Here is a 16,880-nt window from a genome sequence, read left to right on the forward strand (position 1 = left end):
GGAGGTTGAGAAGGGCATTACTGGGCGGGCCTGCTGTTGTGCCGCGCGCCTTGCAACTTCAGCTTTTGGGCGAGTGATGGTTTGGCAGGCGCTGCCCGTTGGGCTTGGGGGTCTACAGGGCTGGGCTGATCTTCAATGATGGGGAAGAACTCCTCGACGACGGCACCGGTGTCCTCCTCGCTGTCCTCAAAGGCTCCATTGTTAAAGCCCCGGCGGGCCGCGTGATCCAGTGCTCCCTGGTCAAAGCCGGAGGCTTGCCGGGCTTCGTCCAATTGCTTGGCTTCCAGCAAGGCGTCCTCCATGCTCAGGCCACTACGCACCGTGATGTCCACGTAGAAGATCGGTGTACCGTGGCTCTGCCGAGTGGACTTACCACGCAGACGCAGCTCCAGCGGCAGACAGGCCAGGCGATTGCCGGAGATTGCGCTGAAGTACTGCAGGCGTGCCGCCAGGGTGCGGATGCTGTTAAAACCGGTGGTACGGAAGACAAAGCTGCCCAGCGGATCGTCATCGCCAATCACCACGTTCAGCCGGCCGTAAGGCTTGCAGGTATTGCCTTGGGCTAGTGAGCAGCCATCTGGTGAAGGGCAGGGCAGCGACTGGATGCCGTCCTTAGTCAAACGCTTGCAGGTCTCACCATTGCCGACGCACAGCGGTCGGCCGGTGGTGCGGTCGAACAGGCTGTAGTCCGCGCGAAAGTTGAGGTCCGGCTCGTTGAACAGTAGCCGAATCGGAATGCTGCGCAGCTTGCCGTCCTGGCCATTGCGCAGTTCGTCATTGAGCGGGTGCAGCAGCCAACCGTCGCGGCTTTGCACCTGCGAGGTGATGGTGAACTGATCATCTTTCTCCGGCAGACGTTTGCCGTTTTTCTCGACGACCTTGCCAATGGAAATACGCCCGAGTACCGGAGGAGTAATGGCTAAACCTTTAAGCATGGCGGTTATCCTTGATCTGGAAATAAAAAAGCCACCGGGACGTGATCGGTCCAGATGGCTTATGTACGGTGGTAGAGTCAGAGGATCAGGAAACGACGACTGCCTGTTTTGATCTTGGGATAGCGGGCCTGCAGGTAGGGTTTGTCTTTGAGCATCTGCTCGACATCCAGCATGGTGCTGTCCTTGGACTTCTTCCAGCAGATGTAGCCCTCGGTAAACTCCGCGCGGGTGGCGATGCCCATGGCCTGCTGCAAGACTTGTTTGAGCTGCGCCTCTCGCGCCTCCTGTTGGTTAATACTCTGGCGAACAGCCTTGAGTTCCCGGTAGGTGGTGGCCAGTTCCGGGTGCTGACTGAAGTCCAGCGTCTGACCGTTGTCCTCGGGGTAGAGGCAGCGTAGTGCGGCTTCCGCTGAATCAGTACCATCGGCCGGTGGCGGGGTATCACTGACTACGTAGTCCCAGAACAGCCGCTCCAGGTTGATCAGCCGAGCAATCATCGACTCGTCTCGTTCGATGCGGTGGATCTCCAAGTGTTGGCCACCCAGCAGTACCGCCACATCCGCCGCCTGCTTGCCGGTCACGGCGAGCTGGTGCATGACCTGCAACTGCACATACTCGGGCACACCCTCCTTCCAGAGGCGTGCCCCGTTTATGCCGGCAGTCTTGCATTCAAGGATCTGTACATCGTCGGCGCCGATGACCTCGCGGTCGATGTTGGCCAGCATCCAGGGCAGTTTAGGATCAGGATGCTGCAGCACCGCATTGACCCGCCGCACCCGGTGACCGCTGCGCTTGGTGTAGTGGGTCGCCACAATCGGTTCGAGAATGTTGCCCCAATAAGCAGGGCTCTCTTCATCATTGGGATCTAGTTTGGGGAAGCTTGCAGTTTCAACCTAGTAGTAACGCCTCCTACGGTTAACCTGATTGAGTGGGTCTCGGCTCTGCAGGTTGCCGTGGATCAGGACATCACTGTCGACTCTCTCCAGGTCTCGGGCGTCGAAATAGACGACGGGGTGACGGGAAAAATCTTGCTCAAAGGGGTAAGGGATGTGCGCGAAGCTACTGATATTCTGCTAGCCGGCCGCAAGCATGTGCTGGAAAAAGTCCAAGTGAAATTCGCCGGCCTTAATAAGACAGTCGCCATTCAGCTGTCCAATAACGGCACTGCAAAGCTCCCAGCAGTACTCCCGAACGATCTTCTTCGTCATTTACGCGTTTCCTTTCCTCGCGGCGACAGCTGAAACAATTCCTTTAGGTGCCTCTATCGCTTGTATCGACTGCTTGACATATTGACTGAGAGTGCAGGGGCGAGCCCGATGCACAGTCCAGGCAGCCGGCGGTCATGGTCGAGTGATTGCTTGTCACTGGTTGAAGCCACCCTTAGCGTATTGAGACGACTTTTCGATCTTGGTTCTGACAGAGTGCTGACACTGACAGGCTGCCAGTTGCCGCCTCTTGGATGTGCTCACTCCACCAGGCCATCATCGGGCGTCTACGCTCAATGTAGTCGGCTCGGTTGTAGGCGCTGCGTACCTCATCTTTATCGACGTGGGCTAGCGCAACTTCGATTAACTCAGGATCCCAACCGCGCTCATTAAGGATGGTACTCGCCATTGAGCGCATGCCGTGACTTACTAGACGCCCCTCGAACCCCATACGCTTCAGTGCCATGTTGGCGGTTTGGCTGTTGCAGTGGGTGCGAGGGTCTCGGTCTGCGGGGAAAACGTACTCCCGACGTTCACTGTAGGGCTTGATTGCTTCCAAGAGCGCCAAAGCTTGTTCCGTAAGCGGAATGATGTGTATGCGACGTTTCTTCATGCGCTCCGCCGGTATCGTCCAGATCTTCTTTTCGAAGTCGATATCAGCCCAACGGGAAGTGGCAGCCTCGGCTGGCCGAGTCATGGTGTGAAGTTGCCACTCAATTAGGCAGCGCGTAGTTCTTTTTATGCTGGCATTGGCAATTGCCACCATGAGCTCTTTCAGCTCATCGGGTGCAAGGGCCGCCATGTTTTTCTTTTTGGGCTTTTTGAAGACGGAGCGGATTCCACTGAGCGGATTCGCGTGAATCAATCCCGAATTGACACCATAGGTCATGATCTCATTGAGGCGTTGGGTTAGACGTTTAACGGTTTCGAGGCTGCCCTTCGTTTCAAGCGGGCGGAGCAAATTGATGACTTTAGGGGCAGTGATAGCAGAGATGGGGGTGGTCGCCAGATCAGGGAAGACATGCAGCGTGAGAGAACGCCAAATATCCTCGGCGTACGCAGGGGTGACTGAATCCTTTTTGAGCTCGAACCACGCTGCCGAGATATTTTCGAAAGTGTGTTCCGTGGCTGCTTTTTTCGCGTGCCGCTCGGCGTCGCGTTTCTCTTTAGGGTCCAGCCCCAGGGCGACAAACTCTCTCGCTTCCACGGTTCTCTTGCGTGCTTGCGCCAGGCTCACCTCAGGGAAGGTGCCCAATCCCATGTTTATCCGCTTTTTCGTCACGGGGTGGATGTAGTTGAAATTCCACAGCTTTGAGCCATTGATTCTCACTCGCATCTGAAGGCCGTTGCCATCGGTGAGTATGTAATCTTTTTCCTTTGGCTTCGCGGCTTTGACTTTTACGTCTGAAAGGCGCGTGGCTTGGGCCCCCATGGTGTATTCCAGTGCTGTTTATGTATTCCAAAAAATAGCAGGTGAGGGCTTGGAATACCACTTGGAATACACGAAATCGTAGATGGCCACGGATGCTGACGGATACTCGTGGACCCTAAACCCTTGTTTTTACTGGATTTCAGGCACAAAAAAAGACGTCCGTGGACGTCTTTAGATGTTGAAGTGGTGGAGCCGGGGGGATTGAAAATCTATACATAACCTATTGTTTTAAATAACTTTACTGAGCGGTTTATTTTTAAGTGCCCCCATAAGTGCCCCCGTACACGCATTTCCGATGAGCGGCTATTTGAGGAGTTGAACTGGCGTCCTGAATTATCGCTCTGCGACCGGGCGAGGTCAGTCAGCCACCGGCGAGCATTCAATGGAGTTGGTCGTGTACAGCCATAACCTCGGTTATCTGGCTACGAGGGTTTGAGCCCAGCTCACACCGGGCGCTGGGTAGATGTCAGGTCACGTAGTTGGGTTTTTTCAGCGGTAGCGCACCATCGGCTCATCTAGGATGATTTGAGCTGAGGTGCGATATGAGACACTCGATGGTTACCTGTCACAACTGTGGCAAGGCGATGGTTCCGAGAGCGTCATATAGCCGTGGTTTCTGGGGGTATTCGCTTTCTTCCAATCATTGCCCCTTTTGCCTGAGTGAGAACTGGCACGGCGGAAATCCTGGGTTAGGGGCTCGACTGTTCGCTTTGGTTGGCCTGGCTCTTGGTGTTCTGGCCTGCGTTTTGGTAGGAGCGTTTCTGTTCAAAGTGCAGTGGTGGCTAGGCGTCGAAGGGCAGTGGCCTCTACTGACCCTCGGAATCTGCGCCGTGTCGGTTGGCGCGGGATATCGTTTTTATAACTGGTTCGTGGCTTGCTGATAAGCAGTATTTTATCCTGCGTGGTAGGCAACAGACGGCCATAAAGAGACATTCATGTGCGTCGGTATGCCCCTAGCCGAAGCGATCAATTGTTTGACCTATTTGAGCTTTCACCCAACAGCACCTTAAGAACCTAGTTTTGAATATCAAGGGCCAGCCATGCATGCCAGAAATCGGTATGTGTCTGACTGAATACGAAGCTTGCTAGTGGGTTGAACCTCCCACGTCAGGGTCATCACCTCGTTAGCCTTTCCAGACCATCCGCAAGGAATCGCAATGTAATTAGCATCAAACAATTTCTGAGGCCGCAACTGCCCCGTGCTGAATGCCGACTCTTCAGCGCTAATTCCGGCTTTTTCCCAGCGTGCTTTCGCGTATTTATCCGATAGCCTCTTGCGTGTACCTACGAGGACGAAGACGGCCGCTGCTTCAGGACGAGCGTCCTTATAGGCACATAACTTTCTCAAATCATGCTCGACTGCGTCCTCAGTCAACTGATCTTCGGCAAGCAAGGTCTTCAACTCAAAATATCCCCAAGGAGAACCGCCAATTCGATCAATGATCACATCGGGAATGCAGCGGCCAAGTGTTGGATGCTCGAGAGCCTGCTTGTTATTCCTTACCAAGTCAGGGGAGGGTAGGTGAGGTGTGAGCAGTTTGACGATCAATTGCTGTACTGAAGCTTCTGCCTGATGCGCGTCCTTCGAGCCGCCCACAAGGCCGTTTTCAGATATAACGTGGTGCGGGAGCTGGTTGTGCAGGATGTTGATCAGCCGCGGCCCATGATGGATGAGGCGTCTAGGATTCATATTTTAGTAACTGCGTATCAACTTCGAGGAGTGCTGCGTCCACGCCACATTCTCCTGCAGCCGTCTTCTTGGATACGTAGTTCCAGACTGGATGCAGATCGCTGTCGAACGCCACCAATGCAAACGAACCAGCAGGATGCAGTCCGGCTCCAGGTGGGTAGTGCTCAATCCACACCGTACGCCGCACGACCTGGCTAATGAAATCTTCGTGATCAGCTCGAAATCGCCACCAACGCCTAGGAGCAACAAGGTGATCCAATCCGACATCTTCTTGCAACCGCTCGATGGCCGCCACAAGGATTTGCTCCACCGCGTTGGTCACCGACGTACCGTAATATTCGAGAAGCTGACTGCAGAGGACAACCAACCCGCTTGGTCGTACCCAGACCCGTAGGAAGCACGTACCCTCCGAACCAAACCCAGGAAACCTGAAGCGTAGGTACTCTTTGTAGACCGGTTCAGTCTGATTCTTCTTCATGTAGCCTGATTCCATATCTGTCCCGTGCGCGGCTGCGCGCTATCGGCTAGTCGTCAAATTTTGCATATAGCACACTTTACCGAGTTAGAGCACAAGAACCAAAAACAGACGCTGCGGTAGGCGTTTGTGGACGATACTTCCTTCCCATTGCAGCCTGTAGGGGTGGCGAAAATCGGCCAGGAGCCGCCCTTCAGAGATGGCTGCTCACCCTTCGCTACCGGCCGAAATAGACCCGAATCTGACCTAGAGGCGTCTACCAAGCAAAGCTGATCGCAAAGACGTACCTCGGATGGCATTGCGATTAGTCGCATGGCATTATGATATCGGCGAATCTATTTGCTATGAGGTCCCGCTTAAATAATCGGTCCACCATGGGGATTTCCGCCATTTCGGGACGCGATACCAAATCCAAGCTTTCAAGGAATGAGAATGCCATTAAGCGATGAGCAAATTCAGGAATGTCACCAGAGATATCTGCGGGAATATGACAGGTACTCAAAGATGGCAGATTTGGTATATCAAAAATGTATAGAAATCGTACAGAAAAAATTAACTGTGCGTGCAACCGTTCAGCGGCGCGCGAAGAATCCAAAGAGCTTTTTCGACAAATTGCGAAAGGCAGAGCTTCGGAATAGATATAACAGTGTTGATGAGGTTTTTGAGAGGATCAGTGATTTAGCCGGGGTGCGAATCGCAACCTATTTAGAATCAGATCGTCAAAATGTTGTTCAGGAAATAAGGCAGGCCTTTGTCGGAAGAGACGGCGGTGAGCCAGATATTGATGTAAAAGATCGCGCAGAAGTAGGGAGGCATTACCGAGCAACTCACTGCCAAGTATATTTAATTGAAGAAGACTTCGCAGGTACAAACTCTAACCTAGACGGTACTACATGTGAGATTCAAGTCTGTAGCTTGCTCGCACATGTTTTCAATGAAATTGAGCATGATCTTCAATATAAACCGCTAAGCGGTGAGCTGTCTGACGCGGAGAGGGAGTTCATAGACCAGTTAGGGCTGCTGACGAAGGCGGGTGACCTAACGATCAAAAGACTTCTGACCGATACGGATGAGCGTCTTACTCATCGAACTGGCGCATTTGATGACGTCCATGATTTTGTAGCGCGTATGAGAAAGGAGCTAGAAGTCGGAACCGGGTTTTCCGCCAATGCTGGACAGCTATTTGAAGAACTAGAGGCGTTAGGAATTAATTCGCCTGGAGGGATTCATAATGCGATCTGCCCCGGCGGAGAAAATCTTAAGGAAACTGTCCAGACAGAGTTTGATCGCCTTCTCAGATTTGCCGAGGAACAAAATGTGGATATATTAGAGAGGGATAGTTCAGACTTGCTCTTGGCTGGGTTATTGAAAAATAAGGTTGACGAAGTTTTAGCCAGGCATCCTATGGGAAGAGCCAAAGGACGTCCAACGCGACTTGCACAGATAGCTAAGCTTTACAATCAGATGCCGTAAGATTTTCCTATAAACCTCATAAAGCCGATAGAGCATGTAGCCATTGAGCGAATGGGAATACATTTTTTAGGAGTAAGCATGAAATAACGGGGGTATCTATTGTGCATCCTTTGTACGTGATATTTTCCTGCGTCTGCCCTATCGTCATCTGTCGTCTATCTAGTGCACGGCAGATCGATAGTGTCAGCCGGCCAACTCAAATTTTGTTAGATTTCCGACGATAAAATCGTCTGAAATCGAATTTGGGGTGCTCAGCGATCGGTCACCATTTGGCTCTTACAAAGCAGAGAGCCTTGGTCATGAGCAAAGAAGCAAAAACTATAGTCACCCTGCTGGATCAGCAGTACGAGCAGCTGCTTACGGACGCGAGATGCCTGGCCGCAAGCTATATGGATGCGTCCATGAAGATATACAAAAAGACCGAGGTTAAATCTGTCGTGGCTGCCGTTTCAATCAAGCAAACGAGCCCGAATGCGTACTCGATCTACTGGTGCAAACTGGTGCCACTGCAAGGGCAAAAAAACAAGTTCGCGCCCCTGACTATTCCCAAAGGTTGAATCGCCCCGGATTCTCTAGTGGCCTCTATTGGCCCTTGGAACCTGCGCCGTGTCGGTGGCTGCGGGATATCGGTTTTACAATTGGTTTGTAGACTGCTGACAAGAGATTTCTGTCTAGGAATGCCAGTCGGCAACTAGCCCAGTGCAGTCATTGAGACAGTAGGTATGGAGTTGCTGACATATGCTCTAGGTTTATCCCGAACTATCAGAAAATGTCCTGAATATTGCCAAGTAATTGGCAAGTTCCTGTGGTTGGTACAGCTTTCTATCTTCTCGCCAGGTCGGTTCGTCACTCTCGCTCAGGCTTCCTTGCGTCGGAGCTAACTGCCTCCATGATTGCAGCTAGTTCATCTAGAAGTTCGCTGTGGCAACGCTTTAAGTAGCCCGATATGGTTTCATTGCGCAGCAGACGAGCGAGATAACCCTTGGCAACGACTAAAAACAGCATGGTCTCCCCCAGCGTGTCCTCCACGACCTTGTAATCGTGAAAGAGCTTTTCCATCTCGCGCTCCATCCTCGCCAGCTCCTCGACGCTGACCTCTGCGGACAGCTTGGATTTTTTTTCGATCAACATGTCCGGCCGTGAAGCTGCAAGTACCATTTCGGCGTAAGTTTGGGTAAAGCAATTGGCGGATACCATGAGCTCCACGGTTTCGATTTGGCGCATGGGTTTCATTTTTCTCAGTGTGCGAAATACTCCTTGGCTGACCATTTTGACTTTAAGCATTTCTACTACTTCGGGCGCGATGCCATCGAGCATGCGCTGTCGATCATGGATTCTCTCTACATTGATACCCAGAACCTTTGCTATCAAGGCGGGGGAAATGCCTTTACGCACAGCGGTGAGAATCATCTTGTGCTCTTGCACAGGCGTTAGGCGGTTGATCTGCCGGTTATATGTGAAACCTTCGTCATCGATTGAGAGTAAGCACAGTGCCTCAGTGGCGCCCAGCGCTTTAAGTGCATGCAGGCGTAGATGGCCGTCTAGCAACACGAAAGCTGCGGTCCCCTCCACATTGGTCTGCTGTCGATGCACTGCCAGCGGCTCAATAACGCCCAACTCCCTAATCGAAGTTAGGATAGTTAAGTATTTTTTTGTCTGTTCTATATCTTTGTCCAAAGATCGGGTCGGAAGGATTCGGTCAACGGGGATTGGGATGATCTGCCGTTCAAAGCCTTGTTTCACTTGGCCCATATCACGCCTCTCCTTGAATACGGTCAGCCAGCGACTTAGGCATGTCTGCGATATTTTCGCTGCGTAGTAGGGTGCAGAAATAGTCGTCGGCCAGCAGTCGGCGCATAGCAGTAACGATGATCAATACTCGCTGCTCATTGATATCGGCCTTTTTGAGCATGACTCGTTGGCGCCTGACTTCGGTCTGATAAGTACTCAAAAGTTTTTGAGGCGTCGTTGATTGTTCGGTGGCTGATCGCTTTTGACCGTAGTTTTTTCCTGAAAATCGACGCCTATCTATGAGGCGTCTCACCTTAATCAGCTGTTCTCCCTTCAAGAGGCCCGTTTCATAAGCTTCCACCATCGCGACCTGTACTTCCGTATCACTCGACCTAGCCACCATTGTCGCAAGTGTGATGGGTAACCAGCCTTTTTCGACTGCTGAGATGAGCCGCTCTTCTCCTTGACGTAAAAGTAGAAGGATTGCGTTGATGTAAGTGGGATCCAGACTGGTCTTCATGCTGATCTGTTTGGTGGTGTATCCGCGATCAGACAGAATTTGAATAGAGTAGAGCAGGTCCTTGTTCGTGTGCTTACGGCGGGCCAAGTTTTCGACCAGGCTGATTAGAAAACGGTCGGCTTCACTGGCACTGACGACGACACAGGGAATTTCGCGCTCGCCCAAGGCGCAATAGGCTTCGTATCGACCTTGCCCGCACACTAGTTCGAAAAAATCAGAGTTGTCTTGGTCGCTGCTTGGGGTAACCGTAATCGGTCGTTTCAGGCCTAGGTTCGAAATGTTTTCGACAAGTTTGGCAAACACTTGTTTATTACGCGCGCGAGGATTGAGGACGCGGATACGATCCAGGCTGACCATTAGGATAGTCGTTGCTTCCCCAACATGTAGTGGGCTACGAGGATGGTGCGGCATATTCATGCGGCTCTCCCCACGACCGTTCGACGAGAAAGTTGCGCGAGTGCTTCGAGGCTGTCGTAACGATAGATTTCCAGATTGGAGGCGTTTGACTCGCTCAGACGAATATTGGGTTGTTGAATATCAAGGGTAGGCAGGATGTAGTAATCGCGGGCGATTTCTTCCCCTGGCTCCATTCGAACGGCAACGGTGATATCAGGTGAAAGACCAAGATCGAAGCGTATTTTCCAGCGATTCGTGCCCGAGTCAGCGCGCCGGCAGCGACACAGGACGAGAGAAATCAAAAGCTCTTCGTTGACTAGAAGCAGGTCGCTGGTTGGGTCGATTGCAACTCTTCCTCCGACTTGCTGAATATGCTCTACGGTTCGAGCCAGCAGGAGAGGATGCATCAACCGAAGCTGATGATTGGCGGCGACATAGCCGTAGTCCCGCGAAGGGGTATAGCCTATGCGCGAGTAGGTACGCAGAAGACTGCCAAACCGGGATGTATAGGCTGTGGTGGAAGGGCAGTCGTCAGACTCGTTGATGATCATGCCGGATAAATAACCCGCTTTCTCGTATAGCTTTTTAAGCCTCTCCAACATTTCGGCGTCGGACATGCGGTAGCTGCGCGACTGGATGATTTCTTGGGCTGCGGCGAATAGTATGTTGTCAACTAAAGGGGGAAAGACACCGTCAGCGCGTATCCATTGTTCGGGATCATTCCTCACATGTTCTTGTTTAAGTTTGAAGGAGGACCGGTTCCAGACATTGTTGCCGATGTATTTTTCGTTGGTCAGGATTTGATGAACTCCCCCTTTGGTCCAAGGCCTGGCTAGGTCATTCTGAAGTCCTCGACTATTCAGTTGTTGGGCTATCTCGGCCTCTGAGTAACCCGCTTCAACAAAACGCTGATAGATCCAATGAACAGTTGCAACTTCCTCCAGTGGTCCGGGAATAAGTCTCACACGGTCGGTTTGGATGCTTTTGTGTTCGCCAAGCGCTAGTTCTGCTTTAGGGTTGCCAGCAGCGTCCACCAATTGACGCCTAAGCCCGTAGCCCGCTATTCCCCCTTGCCGAAAGCCTAACTGTATGAGGCGGGATTGGCCCGCAAAGACTTTGACAGACAATTCCCGGCTGTACTCGCCCGCCATCATGCGCTTCAGACTTTTGACGATATTAGATACGGGCGAGCCATCATTGGAAAATTGCTCCGCGCAGTAGTGAACCGACACACCTGCCTGTCTGCAACGGACCTCGAAGCTGGCGGCCAAGTCCGGATCTTGAAAGCGCCCCCAGCGGCTGACGTCGTAGACGAGAATGGTCGAAAAACCAAGAACATCGCTTTCAACATCGCTGAACAGTTGAATTAACGCGTCCCGGCCTTCGAGGCGAAGGCCGCTTTTTCCTGCGTCGGTATAAATTTTGACGATTTCGAGAGAGTGCGCGGCTGCGTAAACCTTGATGGTGTCGAGCTGGTTTTCAGTTGAGTACTGTTGATGCTCTGTGGACATCCGGACGTACGCCGCTGCCAAACCTGGTTCTCGGCGTGAGTGTTCTGATTTAGCACTTTTACCACTACGCATACGCAATAGCCCCTGCGTGCATCCACACTGGGAGTGCGCCATCGGGACGCATTCAATCTACTTGCTACTTAAGCAAGCGGTGTCTTTCAACCATAGAGGATTTGAGGGGGAAAAATGATTCCTAAAAAAGGCAAAATTTTTCCGGACAAACAAGACTATGCGTCGGGACTTGCGGCAGCATTACAAAGTGAGTTGGGCTCCACGCACCAGGCCGTGAAGACATTGATGAAGTGGACGAATGCAAACGAACGTACTGCTAAAAACTGGCTGAAAGGGACTTGTGGCCCTCGTGGTGAGCATCTAGCCCGTCTGGTTCAGCACTCCGACGCCGTATTGGCAACTTTCCTAAATATGTCCAAGCGAAACAGCTCAGTAATAAGCGCTACGCTTCCATCATTGAGGAATGATCTAATGCGGGCAGTGATTGCAATTGACTGTTGTTTGTCGGTGGCGGATGAGCTGCCCTAGCTCAATGATTCGCCCCGGGTTTCGTAGACACCCGACGGCCGCTTGCTGCCCCTCACGACAGGCAGCAATCGGCCAAAAGCGGACCGGCGGCGCGGTTCTGGTTCAGCCCGATAGTCAAGGCTCACAGCATGCGACTGCATATCTAAAGTCATTCTGGCTTATTGCTTACACCTATATCCCTATAGGCCCCCTCTCAAATTCATAAGACTTGTATTGGCCGCTGGGTAATTGGCATAGTGCTACCACTCCCCATCTGACCCGGCGCCAAGGACTAAGTCAGCCAGAAGCTGACGGAAGTTCAGGGCCTTGCCAGGTTGCTTGTTCCAAGGATCTGGACATTTAGCCCATGAAAACATACGCAGCGCTGGCCCTTGCGCTCACCACCCTGTGCAGCCCCGTCCACGCGGCGAGCTGGCAGATTTGCCGGCTGGACGTACAGATCGTCAACGTCTTGAAACAACCGTACCCACAGCTGCAGGGGCGGATCCTCAAGGTCGCCCCGACCTCCCCCACCACGCAATGTCCCCAGCAAGGCTCGACGGTCACCTTCACCCCGGAAACCACCGATTACCAGAACACCTTCCCGCGTCGGCAATGGCCTCGAAAAGGCCAGTCGGTGCAGATTGACTACCGGTATCTGGATGGGATTTGCAAGGGCGACGGCCACCCGCATCCGTGTCGCATCGAGCACTACCCACTCATGGGGCGCTAATCGGGCGTCACTCGCTCACGCAACCTTCGCAGCAACCCATCGCATGGATATGCCCAGCACTCCTTCGCGCGGAATGCGTGGCGCTGTAGCATCATGAGTTCTGGCAGCAATCCAGCTCTAAGGACGATTGATGGCTATTAACTTTGAACCCAAGATAGGGCAGATCTTGGAGTGTAATTACGGCGACTATCAGTACGATGAAAACGCCATGGCCATCATTAGAGGGACTCAAGCGTACTAGCTGCCTATCAGCCATTCCAGCTCGGCCTTTCCAACCAGAAAGTCAGTTATCGGCCAAAAGCTGACCATCAGCCCTGGTGGCGTCTGGCAAAAATTGAGTTATGGTTTGCCTACGAAACAATGGACGATTCAAAACCCTGCTTTTTAGGTTTAATTGACTTCAATACACGAGCGGCAGGAGCTGGAAGCAGTATGAAGGACTCATATAAACAAATCGTAGCCCTGAGCAAAGGCACTGTACGAACACTTCTCGACGAAAGAAAGGTTCTCATGTCCTACCTGTATAGCCAGGCGCTTACGCACTGTATAGAGCATTCGGAGAAGCATGGTGATTACACCCTTCTCGGTGCATTAGTGAATGTATTCGAAGGTCGTGACTTCAAGCTGTTCGTTTCAGCATGGATCTGTGAACGCCTTGGGCTAACAAGCAAAATGGGGCCGGTGGGAACCGTCTTCGCAAGGAGCGGGAAACCTCCCAATACGCATATGAGCTTTAAGGTAAGTGTGGAAGAGTTTGCAGGAGCGAAATTTAAAGCAAAAGTGCCGGTGAAGCCTGTTGCTACGAAGGAGAAGAAGGCGCCAAAGCGTGTTGATATGCTCGACTCGTGGGCACGCCTGCCGGGTAGCTTCGGACATGGGAAGCGGTGAGCAAGTCGATCATCGGACTACGTTACAAGCGGTTCGAAAAAATGGGGAAAAAAATAGTGTTCCGGAGAAAGATTTTGACCGCTACATGGATGCGGCAGGTAACCGAGGCAGTCACCGCTATCCTTGCCTATAAGTGATAATGTCCTTTATCACATGTAAAACAAAAAGGACTCACGCCGATGGCCCGCGCTAAAGCTCCCACCACTACCGTCGCTCCCAAACTGAAATTGACCCCAGACCAAATACAGCGGGGGATTCAACGCCTTCAAGATCGCATAACCGAGTTGGAAGGTTTTGATGTATCAGAACTCAATGGTGAGGGAGACTCACCAAAACTGACCGCCCTCGCAACGTCAATTCAAGACACCCTAGAGCGATGCTTTGGTGAAAACACCTCGGTTTATTACCGCCTCTCATCCGCAGCAAACCTGCACTTCTTCCCTGGGTATTATTCATCTGACTACCCGCTTAGGCATCATTACGTGACTGGCACTCAGGAAAATATTCAGCAATCAATCCTAATGCTTGCAGAGGCGCAGCGAACGCTTAGGGAAGACCTCGCGGACCACGATCATGCGGCGATTCCTGTTTCTTCTACCGACCTAGACAATGTGAAGCCAGCGTTATCACGCCGCGTATTTGTAGTGCATGGCCATGATGAAGGCGCACGTGAGACCGTGGCTCGATTTTTGATGCAGCTGGGCTTTGAGCCGATCATTTTGCACGAGCAAGCCAATCAGGGCCGTACGGTCATGGAGAAGGTCGAAGCACATGGACAAGTCGATTTTGCCGTGGTGCTGCTGACGCCGGACGACGAGGGTTGTGCCAAGGGTGGCAAGCCGGAGCCGCGAGCCCGGCAGAACGTCCTGCTGGAGTTGGGTTATTTTCTGGGCCGTTTAGGCCGCGCCAAGGTCTGTGCGTTGAAACGCGGCACTCTGGAGATTCCTAGTGATTTTGCTGGTGTGGTGTGGGAGTCCATGGAAGGTAATAGCTGGAAACAAGCCTTGGGCCGTGAGCTTGAAGCCGCCGGTCATGAGATCGATTGGAACAAGGTCATGCGGGGGTAAGCCAGCTTCTAATTTCTTCCTTGTCAGCCTTCCATTGATGAGCGGCAAGCAAACCTGTTTGGTGACCGCTTATGGCCGATTCTGTTGAAAAAGTCGGCTTCGAATTCCGCGCCAGAAAAGTACGCGCCTGAGATTGAAATCTGAATTTTTGGCAGAAGGTTCAGGACTCGGATTTCGCGTAGCCGCGTGCAACTGAGGTGTTTTCATCCCTCAATATTCGAGTGTTTCGGGAACGCCGACTTTTTCAACACAATCGGCCGATTTCTGCCCGTAGTAACTGGTATAAATCGGCCAGTTGCAGCTAGGCAGGGATGCACGTCAGCACACTATCATCTATTTCGAACATGTAGATATTGTCCCGCTCAGGTCAAGGCGGCCGTCGTCATCTATTGTGCATCCTTTGTACGTTATATTTTTCTGCGACTGACATGTCGTCATCCGTCGATCATCTGGCGCTAGGTAGGATGACAGCCTGAGCCAGACTACCCACTTTCGGTAGATTTCCGACGGTAGAACGGTCTGAAATCGAATTCCGCGTGCTCATCGATCGTTCACCATTTTGGCTCTTACAGCAATGAGAGCCTTGGCCATGAGTAAAGAAGCACAAACGATAGTCACCCTGTTGGATCAGCAGTACGAGCAGCTGCTTGTGGACGCGAGATGCTTGGTAGCAAGCTATGTGGATGCGTCCATGAAGCTGTACAAAAAGACCGGGGTCAAATCTGTTGTGGCCGGCGTATCAATCAAGCAGGTGAGCCCGAATGCGTATTCGATCTACTGGTGCAAACTGGTGCCGCTGCAAGGACAAAAAAACAAATTCGCGCCCCTGACTATTGCCAAGGGGAATGGCAAACATAAATACCCGGCTTCCTCGTTTGAGTTTGTTGAATACCCATACCGTCACCTCGTTCTGCAAGTTGAGGGGCGGCTTGCTGAGATTCGCAGAGTTGCGAGCGACAATCGTCAGCTACGTCGGACGTTGGTCGCTTATGAGAAGAAGCTGTCTAGATACCAAGCGCTTAATCATGGCGACCTCTATTCGGGAGGGTAGCGGATGAGTATTTATAAGCAGTGCCGAACAGATTTGACCCGATTGTAAATCCCGAAAGCCCCGTGCAGCTTGGTCTGGCGGGGCTTTCTCGTATCAGCAGTGAACTACGGCGAGATATATTGCTGCGCTTGATCAGGGAAGGCGACGGGTTCGGGCTATAAGCAGTGTAGGGCGCTAAATCTACTCGCTGTCGGCCATCAGGCCCATGCAGGCGGGCGCGTAGGCCGTTTTTGCTATTAGCAGTGACGCTTACGACCAAGTCAGCCGGTCAGCTTTGATCTGTATTAGTAGTGAAAGGCTTCACTTTCATAAAATAAACATTGGTAGGTGCCGGTCCAACTGGTACCTGTGTCGCGCAGCGGGTGGTGACGGTAACGCGCTACCCCTTACTGCCTCGCTGCTGTTCGAATGCAATGCGGTTCATTACGCAGATAGGGATTGGGTAGCCCTGGATGTGGGTCGTAAGAGCCTCGTTGCCTGCGATCACCATGATGCAGGATAGGCCTCTGCGGAAGCGCATTCCTCGTCCCGAGTAATTGCGCGGGATGATCTCCCATGATTCGTCGTCGTAGTAAAAACCAACGATTTCTGACCAGTGCGATAGGATGCCCGCGCCCATGATGCCTACTGGGGTCAGGCAGAAAATTTCCACCTGGGTTTCCTGCCCAAGAGGTACAGCGTAAACACGACCGTTTGGTGCAATAGGTGGGAAGTACAGCCCGTTACCGAGGCGACGAAATTCCATGCGTGTGTTCCGGATAGATGAGGTCGCTAGACACTCTCCGGTAGCTTTCGAAAAACCCAAGATCAGATGTTGCCTGCGAGTCGGTGCACGGGTTTTAGCGTACTGGGCAAGCTAGCTCGCCACATGGAGGGCGTGCATGTTGCTAATCTATACGCTTCGGCGCTCCGGTAACTTCGTTAGGCTGCGGAAATTGACAGCCGTTCTGAAGTCATCCCATGACCTCATAGGCTTGGGAAAGTACTGCGTATCGCAGCGGTAGGGTGCCTTGCCGATGGATTTGGGAAGCGCCCGCTGCCAATGGCAGCGGACAGTTTTTTGCAGGTATCTGGTCGCTCCGCTGAAGGCTCAATCGTCGCCGTGCTTCTTGTCCAGATACGCTGCGACCATATAGCCAAATGCACCTGCGATAGTCAGCACACTGATGACGGCAAGCACGGCATATACAAGCAACTCAAAGCGATCCATACCCTGACTCCTTTGATTCGAGGTCTGCCAAGGTTAAGGGCGTC

General features: G+C 52.4%; 16 protein-coding genes and 1 pseudogene. 8 read left to right on the forward strand and 9 right to left on the reverse strand.

Going from position 1 to position 16,880, the window contains the following annotated elements; translation table 11 throughout:
* Positions 1 to 17: 17 nt before the first annotated feature.
* Together GIW02_RS08680 and GIW02_RS08685 are read right to left on the reverse strand one after the other, a co-directional pair.
* Complete coding sequence (locus GIW02_RS08680; RefSeq protein WP_201500685.1) at positions 18 to 935, reverse strand: recombination directionality factor; 918 nt, start codon at positions 933 to 935, stop codon at positions 18 to 20.
* A gap of 77 nt (positions 936 to 1,012) precedes the next feature.
* Positions 1,013 to 1,819: pseudogene (locus tag GIW02_RS08685) on the reverse strand (YqaJ viral recombinase family nuclease); the annotation flags it as partial.
* A 69-nt stretch (positions 1,820 to 1,888) separates the two neighbouring features.
* On the opposite strand from GIW02_RS08685, the gene GIW02_RS08690 reads away from it, so the two are divergent.
* Positions 1,889 to 2,176, forward strand: coding sequence for a hypothetical protein (locus tag GIW02_RS08690; RefSeq protein ID WP_236418278.1), 288 nt, complete (start codon positions 1,889 to 1,891; stop codon positions 2,174 to 2,176).
* 139 nt (positions 2,177 to 2,315) lie between these two features.
* Here GIW02_RS08690 and GIW02_RS08695 read toward each other — a convergent pair whose 3' ends face one another.
* From GIW02_RS08695 to GIW02_RS08705, 3 genes are all read right to left on the reverse strand, one after another.
* On the reverse strand, positions 2,316 to 3,572 hold the full coding sequence (locus tag GIW02_RS08695; protein ID WP_201500691.1) for an integrase domain-containing protein: 1,257 nt from the start codon (positions 3,570 to 3,572) through the stop codon (positions 2,316 to 2,318).
* 1,027 nt (positions 3,573 to 4,599) lie between these two features.
* Entirely contained in the window at positions 4,600 to 5,262 is a 663-nt protein-coding gene (locus GIW02_RS08700; RefSeq protein WP_015885966.1) for a hypothetical protein, read from the reverse strand.
* Positions 5,252 to 5,740, reverse strand: coding sequence for a hypothetical protein (locus tag GIW02_RS08705; RefSeq protein WP_043205935.1), 489 nt, complete (start codon positions 5,738 to 5,740; stop codon positions 5,252 to 5,254). The genes GIW02_RS08700 and GIW02_RS08705 overlap by 11 nt, the downstream gene beginning before the upstream one ends.
* A gap of 429 nt (positions 5,741 to 6,169) precedes the next feature.
* On the opposite strand from GIW02_RS08705, the gene GIW02_RS08710 reads away from it, so the two are divergent.
* Complete coding sequence (locus GIW02_RS08710) at positions 6,170 to 7,210, forward strand: GTP pyrophosphokinase (RefSeq protein ID WP_015885964.1); 1,041 nt, start codon at positions 6,170 to 6,172, stop codon at positions 7,208 to 7,210.
* A gap of 299 nt (positions 7,211 to 7,509) precedes the next feature.
* Entirely contained in the window at positions 7,510 to 7,767 is a 258-nt protein-coding gene (locus tag GIW02_RS08715; protein ID WP_236417899.1) for a hypothetical protein, read from the forward strand.
* A gap of 289 nt (positions 7,768 to 8,056) precedes the next feature.
* Here GIW02_RS08715 and GIW02_RS08720 read toward each other — a convergent pair whose 3' ends face one another.
* Genes GIW02_RS08720 through GIW02_RS08730 form a run of 3 tightly spaced genes read right to left on the reverse strand, consistent with a single transcriptional unit; the run spans position 8,057 to position 11,440 of the window.
* Positions 8,057 to 8,962, reverse strand: a complete 906-nt coding sequence (locus GIW02_RS08720; RefSeq protein WP_015885958.1) for a plasmid partitioning protein RepB C-terminal domain-containing protein — start codon at positions 8,960 to 8,962, stop codon at positions 8,057 to 8,059.
* A 1-nt stretch (position 8,963) separates the two neighbouring features.
* Positions 8,964 to 9,878: a plasmid partitioning protein RepB C-terminal domain-containing protein gene (locus tag GIW02_RS08725; RefSeq protein WP_043205933.1), complete on the reverse strand. Its 915-nt coding sequence runs from the start codon at positions 9,876 to 9,878 to the stop codon at positions 8,964 to 8,966.
* A complete protein-coding gene (locus tag GIW02_RS08730) occupies positions 9,875 to 11,440 on the reverse strand; it encodes a recombinase family protein (RefSeq protein WP_236417895.1) in 1,566 nt (521 codons plus the stop codon). Before GIW02_RS08730 ends, GIW02_RS08725 begins: the two co-directional genes overlap by 4 nt.
* 114 nt (positions 11,441 to 11,554) lie before the next feature.
* Between GIW02_RS08730 and GIW02_RS08735 the strand changes: the two genes are divergently transcribed.
* From GIW02_RS08735 to mobI, 5 genes are all read left to right on the forward strand, one after another.
* Positions 11,555 to 11,908, forward strand: a complete 354-nt coding sequence (locus GIW02_RS08735; protein WP_080567217.1) for a hypothetical protein — start codon at positions 11,555 to 11,557, stop codon at positions 11,906 to 11,908.
* A gap of 346 nt (positions 11,909 to 12,254) precedes the next feature.
* Complete coding sequence (locus tag GIW02_RS08740) at positions 12,255 to 12,620, forward strand: hypothetical protein (protein ID WP_065890171.1); 366 nt, start codon at positions 12,255 to 12,257, stop codon at positions 12,618 to 12,620.
* 510 nt (positions 12,621 to 13,130) lie between these two features.
* Positions 13,131 to 13,508: a hypothetical protein gene (locus tag GIW02_RS08745; protein ID WP_205477941.1), complete on the forward strand. Its 378-nt coding sequence runs from the start codon at positions 13,131 to 13,133 to the stop codon at positions 13,506 to 13,508.
* Positions 13,509 to 13,687: 179 nt separating this feature from the next.
* Positions 13,688 to 14,575 carry a TIR domain-containing protein gene (locus GIW02_RS08750; RefSeq protein ID WP_043205922.1) on the forward strand — a complete coding sequence of 296 codons (888 nt, stop codon included), beginning with the start codon at positions 13,688 to 13,690 and terminating at the stop codon, positions 14,573 to 14,575.
* Positions 14,576 to 15,164: 589 nt separating this feature from the next.
* Positions 15,165 to 15,626: a conjugative transfer protein MobI(A/C) gene (gene mobI / locus GIW02_RS08755; protein ID WP_043205920.1), complete on the forward strand. Its 462-nt coding sequence runs from the start codon at positions 15,165 to 15,167 to the stop codon at positions 15,624 to 15,626.
* A 379-nt stretch (positions 15,627 to 16,005) separates the two neighbouring features.
* Here mobI and GIW02_RS08760 read toward each other — a convergent pair whose 3' ends face one another.
* Positions 16,006 to 16,371, reverse strand: a complete 366-nt coding sequence (locus tag GIW02_RS08760; RefSeq protein ID WP_015885944.1) for a hypothetical protein — start codon at positions 16,369 to 16,371, stop codon at positions 16,006 to 16,008.
* Positions 16,372 to 16,880 lie beyond the last annotated feature (509 nt).

Source organism: Pseudomonas syringae, from assembly GCF_021606685.1.
Lineage (GTDB): Bacteria > Pseudomonadota > Gammaproteobacteria > Pseudomonadales > Pseudomonadaceae > Aquipseudomonas > Aquipseudomonas syringae_R.